Raw genomic sequence first — 9,477 nt, 5'->3', positions numbered from 1 at the left:
AGAGACAGGTTCCCGCCCGCGCGCCGACCGCCGGCAACGGCGCGGGCTGGCCCGCGGGGCTGCCGCCGTGGCACGGCACAGCGCCGGCACCGACCGACGTTCCCGGACGTGCGTCGGGGTCCGCCGCCCAGGCACTGCGCGAGGGGCTGCGCGAGGGGCTGCGGGCCGCGCTCGCCCGCCGGCTGCGCGCGGACGAGGACGTCGGCGCGCCACCCTTGTCGGCGGACGCGAGGGAGGAGTTCGCCCGCTCGGTGCTGTCTGATCTCACCGAAGCGCACACCGCCGCAGAGCTGGCCCGCGGCGCGCCGGTCCTGTCGCCCGAGGACGAGCGGCGGGTCCACGGCGAGGTGCTGGCCGAGGTTCTCGGGCTCGGCGGCCTGGAGCCGCTGCTGGCCGACCCGTCGATCGAAAACATCAACATCAACGGTGATCGGACCTTCATCCGGCGGGCGGACGGCAGCCGTCACCGGCTGCCACCGATTACCGGCACGGACGCCGAGCTGGTCAGTCTGATCCGGGACCTGGCCGCGCACGCCGGCGTGCAGGAACGTCGCTGGGACCGGGGCGCGCCGCTGGTGAACTTCCATTTGCCGGACCACAGCCGGGTGTTCGCGGTCATGGCGGCGACGGCGCGGCCGAGTGTGTCGATCCGGCGGCACCGGTTCCGCCATGTGACGTTGGCGGCGCTGCGGGCGAACGGCACGATTGACCACGGGTTGGAGGCGCTGCTCGGCGCACTGGTGAAAGCGCGCAAGAACATCGTGGTCGCCGGGGGGACGGCGATCGGGAAGACGACGATGCTGCTCGCGCTCGCCGACCAGATCCCGCCCAGCGAACGGCTGGTGACGGTCGAGGACGTCTACGAGCTGGGTTTGGACGCGGACGAGCAGGCCCACCCGGATGTCGTCGCGATGCAGGTCCGCGAAGCCAATACCGAGGGCGAAGGCCAGATCACCGCCTCGGACCTGGTCCGCGCGGCGCTGCGCATGTCCCCGGACCGGGTGATCGTCGGCGAGGTACGCGGCAGCGAGGTGATCCCGATGCTCAACGCCATGAGCCAGGGCAACGACGGCTCCATGACGACGATCCACAGCTCGACAAGCCGCGGCGTGTTCACGAGGTTGGCCAGCTACGCAGTGCAGGGCCCGGAACAGCTGCCGATCGAGGCGACGAACCTGCTGATCGCCTCAGCGATCCACGTCGTGGTCCACCTGGCCGAGCCCCGGGGCGAACACGGCCGCCGCGTCGTTTCGTCGGTGCGGGAGGTCATGGACGCCGACGGCGCGCAGGTGGTCACCAACGAGCTGTACCGGCCCGGCCCCGACCGGCGCGGCCTGCCGGCGGCCCCGCCGACCGGCGAGCTGCTCGACGACCTGATCGACGTCGGGTTGGACCCGGACGTGCTGTCGCGGGGGTGGTGGGGATGACCGGTCTGTTCGGGCTGCTCGGCCTCGGGGTGGGCGCCGGCTTGCTGCTGATCGTCTACGGCTGGCGGGGGCTGCCCGACGACGACGCCCGCCGTCGCCGTCGCACGCCGGTTCTGCCCCGGCCGTGGCGGACGAACCCGCGGTTCGGCCGGTGGGTCGCCGCCGCTGCGGCGGCCGGGATCGTCGCGGGCGTAGTGACGGGCTGGGTCGTCGGCGGGCTGCTGATCGCGATGGCGGTGTATGGGCTGCCGCGGATGCTGGGTCCGGACCGGGAGCAGGCCCGGCAGGTGGCGCGGACGCAGGGGATCGCGGTGTGGGCCGAGCAGCTGCGTGACACGCTGGCTGCCGCGGCCGGCCTGGAGCAGGCGATCGTGGTGACCGCGCCCGCAGCCCCGGCGGCGATCCGCGGCGAGATCGCTCTGCTGGCCACCCGGGTCGAACGTCGCGAGCGGCTGGGTCCGGCGCTACGCGCGCTGGCGGGCGACCTGGATGACCCACTGGCCGATCTCGTGATTGGCGCGCTGATCCTGGCCAGTGAGCATCAGGCGCGGCAGCTGTCGGGGCTGCTGGGCCAGCTCGCGGCCACGGCCAGGGCCCAGGTCGACATGCTGGGCCGCATCGAGGTCGGCCGTGCCCGGATGCGCACCACGATGCGGGTCGTTGTCGTGACCTCGCTGGGGTTCGCCGGCGGACTGGTGATCTTCAACCGCGCGTTCCTGGCGCCCTACAGCACAGCTGCCGGCCAGATGGTTCTGCTCGCCGTCGGGGCGATCTTCGTCGCCGGGTTCGTGTGGCTGAGGCGCATGTCGAAAATCGAGAACCCAGACCGGTTCTTGGAGGGGGAGCAGGCCGCGTCGGCGACGGCACCGGTCTCAGCGGCCGTGGGGCGGGTGCCTCGATGAGCGTGCTGATGATGTTACTGGCGGTCGGGGTTGGGGTCGGTCTGTGGGCGCTGACAGTATGGCTGTTCCCGCCGCGCCCGTCGCTGGAGGAGGTGCTGGCCCGGCTCGACCCCAGTCCCGCGGCGTCCGCCGTGCCGGCGGCAGCGCCGGCCGAGCAGGACGGGTGGGCCGTGCGGGCGGGCCGGCCGTTCGTCGGCCCGCTGCGCGCGGCCGGCCTCCCCACCACGGCGCTGTGGCAGGACCTGGCGGCGCTCGGCCGCTCCGTCGAGGCCCACCTGGCGGAGAAGGCCACCGCGGGGCTTGCTGGTTTGCTCTTTCCGTCGGTCGTCGGGCTGGCCTTCGCCGCGGGCGGTCGGCCGTTTCCGCCGGCGGTGCCGGTCGCGCTCGCGCTGCTCCTCGCGGTCCTCGGATTCCTGCTGCCTGACCTCACGGTTCGGGCGGAGGCCAACCGTCAGCGCCGGGCCTTCCGACATGCGCTGTCGGCCTACCTGTCCCTGATCCAGGTCCTGCTCGCCGGCGGCGCGGGTGTCGAGACCGCGCTGACCGACGCGGCGACCATCGGCACCGGCTGGCCGTTCGTGGTGATCCGACGGACACTGCGGACCGCCCGCGAAACCCGTGTCAGTCCGTGGGCGGCCTTGGGCCGGCTCGGCGCGGATCTTCAGATCTCGGAGCTGACGGAACTCGCGGACGCGGTCGCGCTCGCCGGCACCGAAGGCGCCCGGATCCGCCAAAGTCTGGACGCCAAAGCCGCCGCGCTGCGGGTTCGCCAGGCCCACGACGCCGAAGCGGACGCGAACGCCGCGACCGAACGGATGAGTATCCCCGGCGTCCTGATCGCCATCGGCTTCATTGTCTTCGTCTTCTATCCAGCCCTGACCCAGATAACCCGCTCCCTATAGATCTTTCGACTGTCGGAGGAATCCGTGTTCGCCCGTTTCTACATCTGGTGGTCGCAGATCGTCGACCACTACGCCAAGGCGCCGCCTGATGAACGCGACCGAGGCTCCACCACCGAGCAGGTGATTTGGATTGCCTTTCTGGCCGCGCTTGCGCTCATCGTGATCGGCATCTTCGGCCCGAAGATATTGGATGCCGCCCGAAGCGTCATCTTTGAGTAGACGGAAAGAATATGACAGCCCCTGCCCGGCCGGTCCATGACCGACGCCGCCCTGTCTCCGGCCGTCCTGCGTCGGGATGCCCACCGAGGGCAGCCGGCGGCCGATGGCGCACGCGTCCGCACCGCGGCCCTGCCCGCCCGGGTAGCAAGGGACGGTCCGGCCGACCCGTATCCGCGGGGGCACCGCATCACCGGGCGGATGCCGGAGCGCTGACAGTCGAGATGATTTTCGTGCTGCCGCTGGTGCTCGGGATCGTACTGATCCTCGCGCAGGTCACGGTCTGGGCCCACGCCAGCCACATCGCGCAGGCCACCGCCGCCCGTGCGCTGGCCGCGGCCCGCGCCGACGGCGGCACCGTCGCCGCCGGGCAGACCGAGGCCGACGCGACCCTCGACCAGCTCGGCCGGTCCAGCCTCACCAGCCCCCAGGTCACGATCACCCGCACCGCCGGCCAGGCTACGGTCCACGTCCACGGCACCGCCACCAGCGTCATACCCGGGCTTCGCATCGGGGTGGACGCCGACGCGGCGGGACCAGTCGAGCGCAGGCGGCCAGCCCCGTGACGCCCCCAACCTCCCCGCCTCCGGCAACCGGCCCGGACCGAGGGTCCGCGACCGCCGAGCTGGTGCTGATCCTGCCCGTGCTGCTGCTCATGCTGGCGTTCCTCGTGCTGTGCTACCGGGTGTCCGACGCGCGCCTGTGGATCGCCGACGTCGCGCACCAGGCCGCCCGCGCGGCATCGCTCGCCGGTACCCCCACCCAGGCCGTCACCGACGCCCGGACCACCGCGCAGAACGCTCTGGCTGGCGCCGGGGTCACCTGCCAGGATCTGACAGTCGACACGGACCCGGCCGGCCTCGCGCAGGGAGCCCTGGTCCGGGTGACCGTGACCTGCACCGCCCGCCTCGACGACCTCGCGATGCTCGGCACCCCGGGCAGCGCAACCCTGCGCGCCTCCTCGACCTCGCCCGTAGACACGTTTGGCGATCAGCCTGGACAGGCGACATGAGCCGTGGGCGGGACGACGGGACGGTCACCGCCTTTGTTGTCGTCGTGGCTGCCGCGTTCGTGATGTTCGGCGGCCTGATCCTGGACGCCGGCGGGGCACTGGCGGACAAGACCAGTGCGATGGGCGTCGCGCAGGAAGCCGCCCGCGCCGGTGCCCAGCAACTCGACCTGACGGCCTTCCGGTCAACCGGCGCGGTCCGCCTCCTACCGGACCAGGCGGTCACCGCCGCCCGCGCCTACCTAACCCAGGCCGGCGCCAACGGCACCGCGACCGTCGTGGACAACACGGTGACCGTGACGGTCACCGTGACCCACCACAACCAGCTGCTCGGCATCGTCGGCCTAGACACGCTCATCGTCACCGGCACCGGCAGCGCCCACCCTGCCCCACCTGCCGCCGGAGTGGCCCCGTGAGTCGACCCGCCCGCCGCCGGCCGATCCCGGCCCGGCCGTTCCGTCGCCGGCTCGCCGCCGGCGGGCTGGCACTCGGCCGCATCGTCCGTGCCGCCGTCGCCCTCGCCGCGCTGATCGTCCTGATCGTCGGGTTGCCGTGGGGGCTGTGGCATTTCATCGGCTGGCCGCTTCCCCACCACCTGCCGTCCTGGGACGAGATCGAGGCGCGGCTGACCGGACCGATGGACGACACCCTGCTACTGGACATCCTCGCCGTGCTGCTGTGGCCACTGTGGGCCGCGTTCACCGTCTCGGTCGTCCTCGTGGTGCCGGACGTCGTCCACGAAGCCCGCTGGCCCTCGTACGGCCCGCCGGTGCCCGCCGGCGGGATACGGGGGCTGGCCACGTTCCTGCTGGGCGCGGTGCTGCTCACCGTCCTCCAGTCCCGTGGCCCCCTCACCCCAGCCGGCGGGCCGGTCGCCGCGCCGGCGGTCGCCACCGCGCCCACCGCCCCTCGCTTAGTCCCGGTCGTCGCCGCCAGCGTGACCGTCCCGACGCTGCCGGTGGCTGCGCCGGGGACCGTGGTCGTACAGTTGCCCCATAACGGCGTCTACGACTCGTTGTGGAGGATTGCGGACCGCTGCCTGAGCAACGGGGCCCGCTGGCCGGAGATCTGGGCACTCAACCACGGCGTCGTCCAGGCGGACGGACGAGCACTGACCCAGCCGGGCCTGATCCGCCCCGGTTGGGTGCTGCGCCTGCCCGGCCAGCCGGCCCCCGCCCCACCTCTGGCCGGCCGAGCACCCTCCAGCCCTCCGGCCACACCCCCGACCGGCCAAGCGCCCTCCGGCCCTGCGCGGTCGACCCCGCCGGCAACTGTCAGCCCCTCTGCGGGTCCGGCCCCGCCCACTCCTACCTCCGCGCCGCCGACCGCGCCGGCCATGCCGTCTCCCCGGACGTCCGCTCCGACCCCGACCCGGGCGCCAGGGGTGGCGTTCCCGTCCGGCGGCTACCTCGGGCTGGGCGCGGTCGCGCTGCTGGTCGTCGCATTGTTCTCCGTGCGGCTGTGGCGCCGCCGGCACTACGTACCTGGCAGCGGCCGACGCGATGACCTTGAAGAGCCGCCGGTCATCCGCCAGCTCGCCGTCGCCTACGACGCCGCCACTGCCGAACGCACCCCCGATGGCGATCTGGTCGTCGTGCGCCCGCCCGGCGACCCGCACGTCACCGGCCGCCGCCGCGCGGCAGCCACCGCCACCGCCCACGCCGCCCTACCCGGCACCAGAGTCGTCGGCACGACCGGCGACGGCCAGCCGCTCGCGCTCGACCTCGCCGCCACCCGCGGCCTCGGGCTGATCGGACCCGGTGCTGACGCCGCGATCCGCGCCCTGCTCGTCGCGCTGCTCGCCGATCGTCACCAGCCCGACACCGCCCCCGTCGAGATCCTCATCCCCGCCGCCGACGTGCGGCGGATGCTGGGCGAGGACACCACCGCGGCGGCGCCGCAGCGGCTGCACGTCGTCGCCGACCTGCCCACGCTGCTGGACCGGCTGGAAGCCGACGTCGTTACCCGGGCGCGGCGGGCCGTGGCCGGGGAGGACCCCAGCCGTTCCACCCTGGTCGTGATCGCGGCCCCCGACCAGACGTCGGATCGCCGGTTGCAAGCCGTGCTCGACAACGGCTCGCCGCTCGGTGTCGTGGGCATCCTGTACGGGCAGTGGCGGCCCGGGGCGACCGCCCGGGTACGGCCAGACGGGGTGGTCGGCGCCGCGAGTCCCGACATCGCCGCCGCCCTGACCGGCAGCCGACTGTTCACACTGCCTGAGACCGACACCGCCCACCTGCTCCACCTGCTCGCCGACGCCGACGCGCCGGCCGCCAACCAGGAGGAGTTTCGGCGGGCAAACCCTACCCAGGGGCCCCCGCCCCCGTCTCCCACCTCCGCGCCGCCCCTCGATAACCCCGGACTCCGGCCCGCGGCGACGCCGCCCGGCGGCCGGCCACGACCAGACACACCGCCGGACCCGGACGAGCCGTCACACCCCGGCGGTCGTGGAGCAGGCCCCACCGAGCACACGGACGCGGCACCGCCGCCGACGCCCGCCGCGAGCGCGCCACGGGACCTACGGCGCCCGCCGCGGGCAACCACGCCGCTGCTGCTCACCCTGTTCGGCCGGCTACAACTGCTGTACCGGCTGGCACCGGACGGCGACTACCAGGCCGTGGACGGTATCGGGGGACCGAGCCGGGAGATCCTGGCCTACCTCGCCGCCCATCCCGACGGCGCCCGCCGCCGGGTCATCATCGACGCGGTCTGGCCCGAGGACGGCAAATCCCTACGCCTGCGGGACAACCGGTTCTACGCCGCCATCAGCCAGCTACGCCGCACCCTTGTTGCCGCCACCGGCGGGGCGATCGATGACGTGTTCGACCACGATGATCGGCGCTGGCGGCTGCGCCGCGACCTGCTCACGGTCGACCTTTGGCAGGTCAACGAGGCTCTCGACGCGCGCCGCCGCGCGACGACCACCGCCGACGAGCTCGCCGCGATCCTCCCGCTGGCCGCCACCTACGCCGGCCACCTGTCCGACGATATCGCCGGCGCCTGGGCCGAAACCCACCGCGAGAACCTGCGCCGCCAGGTCTCCGATGCGCTCGCCAGCATCACCGCCACGATCGGCGAGGACACCCCGCAGCGCCTGGAGCTGCTGGAAACGCTGCGCCGCCTCGACCCCTACAACGAACAGCTCTACGTTCAGATCGCCCGCACCCAGGCTCGCCTCGGTCAGCACAACGCCGTCGCGACCACCTACAGTCAGCTGATCGCGGCCCTCGCCGAGGTTGGCGAGCGGCCCACACCCGACACCGATCGCGCCTTCCAGGCACTGACGCGGCCCGGTCCGCCTGGCGCGCGTTCAGCCTGACCGCGGCCGACGGTTTCCGCTACTGTTCTTGCGGCGCCGCCGCTCGGCCCACGCCCGCCGATCGAGCTCCAGCAGCTCCTCATGCGCCGCCGCCCACTGCGCCATCGGCGCGACCAGATCCGCCAGTTCCTTCGCCGCCGGGGTCAGCCAGTAGACCGTGGCGAACGGGAACGCACGCTCCCGCGCACGCTCGACCAGCCCCCGGCGCTGCATCCACCGCAACGTCCGGGCCAATACGGCTTCCTGGATGAGCGGCTGGGGCCAGCGCCGACCCCGAGGAACGTCATAGCTGCGCAGCGTGCGCAACAAGCCCGTATACGGCTGCGGACCGCTCGACAGCGCGACCAGAACGTCAGGGAGCCAGCTCGGGCTCAGCGTGCGCCGCAGATCGTGCAACAGAATGCGGCGATCAGGACCAGAAAGAGCCTCAATCCCTGTCACGCTCACTCCCACGGCAGATCCGCAGACCCTCCGGGCCTGCTCGACCGTGCCGCCGCGCAGCGCGACTGCCTCGCCGCCCCCGTAGCCCCTCTGCGTGACGGGCACTTCGCCCAAGGCTGCACTATCTGACCGTAAGGCGACAATCCGATATACGGCTGTCACCTGCGCCCTACGGGGGCCGTCCGCCGCCCCGCCGCATGGGGACGCGAGCCGAACCGCGCCACCGCATCCCCAGCTACCTGCGACAACGCCGTCACCCCGCCGGTAAGACCGCCTCACTCATCCAGCCCGTCTTGGCCGACATGATGCTCATCACGTCACGCGATCCCGCAGACCCGCCAGCCTCCGGACGGCTCATCGCGGCGGCTACCACGAACCCGCCTTCAGCCGCAGGGCGCCGACCAGACAGGAAGACTGGATGTCGACGCCGCTCCCGGCGATGCGCGCAGCTCGATCCGACCGCGTCTCCCTGACCCGGAACGCCGGACGGTCTGCCCGTCGCGCCCAGCGGATGCGGTAGGGCCAGCATTCCATGGCTGCGTCCAGCCACCGCCTGCCGTGGGAGAATCGCGCTGACGGGGTGCACCAGCGCTCGGGACGGGCGGAAGCTGTGAGGATCGAACCGGCGGACGACGCCATGTTCCGCGAACGCGACGCCTGGCGCTACGACCCGCCGTACGACTTCTACGACACCGACGGCCTACCCGTGAAGAACCCCGAGCTCTTCCTCGCCGTGCGCGACGACGATGGCGCCCTCATCGGCTTCTACTTCTTCGAGCCGGTCGACGACGGGCTGTTCTACGGGTTTGGCCTACGGCCGGATCTCACCGGTCGTAGGCTTGGCGAGCAGTTCGTGCTGGCGGGCCTGGAGTTCGCCCGCCCCATCTACGGCCGGTGCCGCGTGGTGCTCGATGTCGCGGCCTTCAACGAACGCGCCATCCGCCTGTACCGGTACCTCGGTTTCACCGAGACAGGCCGGCATACCGAGACGTTCGACGGTTACGGGCCCGTGGAGTTCATCGACATGGAAAAGCCCGGCTGAACACCCTCCGCGTCGGGCCGGGTCGATGCGGAGGCCCTGTTCACCGAAGGCTGCGACCCGTTCCACCTCCGGCCACGACACCCAGCACTACCAAGGGAAGCCACAGGGATCACGCGCCCCCGCAACTACGGGTGACTGCTCAAATAGCTCGCGACCCGCTGCTCATGTAGTGCTCAACTACGAAGACGGCTGTTCATCTATCCGCGATCCCTGCACCCC

The 9,477-nt window shown here is 72.5% G+C and carries 10 protein-coding genes; 9 read left to right on the top strand and 1 reads right to left on the bottom strand.

The window, feature by feature from the left end; all coding sequences use genetic code 11:
- The 8 genes from MJ783_RS19065 to MJ783_RS19030 all read left to right on the top strand — a co-directional run.
- Positions 1-1,427: CpaF family protein (locus MJ783_RS19065; protein WP_239312246.1), on the top strand; the 1,427-nt coding region annotated here is incomplete at its 5' end.
- Entirely contained in the window at positions 1,424-2,329 is a 906-nt protein-coding gene (locus MJ783_RS19060; protein ID WP_239312245.1) for a type II secretion system F family protein, read from the top strand. The genes MJ783_RS19065 and MJ783_RS19060, both read left to right, overlap by 4 nt.
- Entirely contained in the window at positions 2,326-3,231 is a 906-nt protein-coding gene (locus MJ783_RS19055) for a type II secretion system F family protein (RefSeq protein WP_239312244.1), read from the top strand. Before MJ783_RS19060 ends, MJ783_RS19055 begins: the two co-directional genes overlap by 4 nt.
- A 24-nt stretch (positions 3,232-3,255) precedes the next feature.
- Positions 3,256-3,450 (top strand): hypothetical protein, encoded by a 195-nt coding sequence (locus tag MJ783_RS19050; protein WP_239312243.1) that lies wholly within the window; start codon positions 3,256-3,258, stop codon positions 3,448-3,450.
- A 221-nt stretch (positions 3,451-3,671) separates the two neighbouring features.
- Entirely contained in the window at positions 3,672-4,013 is a 342-nt protein-coding gene (locus MJ783_RS19045; protein ID WP_239312242.1) for a pilus assembly protein TadE, read from the top strand.
- Positions 4,010-4,459, top strand: a complete 450-nt coding sequence (locus MJ783_RS19040) for a TadE/TadG family type IV pilus assembly protein (protein WP_239312241.1) — start codon at positions 4,010-4,012, stop codon at positions 4,457-4,459. The genes MJ783_RS19045 and MJ783_RS19040 overlap by 4 nt, the downstream gene beginning before the upstream one ends.
- Entirely contained in the window at positions 4,456-4,872 is a 417-nt protein-coding gene (locus tag MJ783_RS19035) for a pilus assembly protein TadG-related protein (RefSeq protein ID WP_239312240.1), read from the top strand. Before MJ783_RS19040 ends, MJ783_RS19035 begins: the two co-directional genes overlap by 4 nt.
- Entirely contained in the window at positions 4,869-7,775 is a 2,907-nt protein-coding gene (locus MJ783_RS19030) for a BTAD domain-containing putative transcriptional regulator (protein WP_239312239.1), read from the top strand. The genes MJ783_RS19035 and MJ783_RS19030 overlap by 4 nt, the downstream gene beginning before the upstream one ends.
- On the opposite strand, the gene MJ783_RS19025 is transcribed toward MJ783_RS19030, so the two are convergent.
- Positions 7,767-8,216: a helix-turn-helix domain-containing protein gene (locus MJ783_RS19025; RefSeq protein WP_239312237.1), complete on the bottom strand. Its 450-nt coding sequence runs from the start codon at positions 8,214-8,216 to the stop codon at positions 7,767-7,769. The genes MJ783_RS19030 and MJ783_RS19025 overlap by 9 nt on opposite strands.
- A gap of 610 nt (positions 8,217-8,826) precedes the next feature.
- Between MJ783_RS19025 and MJ783_RS19020 the strand changes: the two genes are divergently transcribed.
- A complete protein-coding gene (locus tag MJ783_RS19020) occupies positions 8,827-9,258 on the top strand; it encodes a GNAT family N-acetyltransferase (protein WP_239312234.1) in 432 nt (143 codons plus the stop codon).
- Positions 9,259-9,477: the final 219 nt, after the last annotated feature.

This window comes from Protofrankia sp. Cj3 (assembly GCF_917627355.1).
Taxonomy (GTDB): domain Bacteria; phylum Actinomycetota; class Actinomycetes; order Frankiales; family Frankiaceae; genus Protofrankia.
This window is presented reverse-complemented; position numbering and strand designations above follow the sequence as displayed.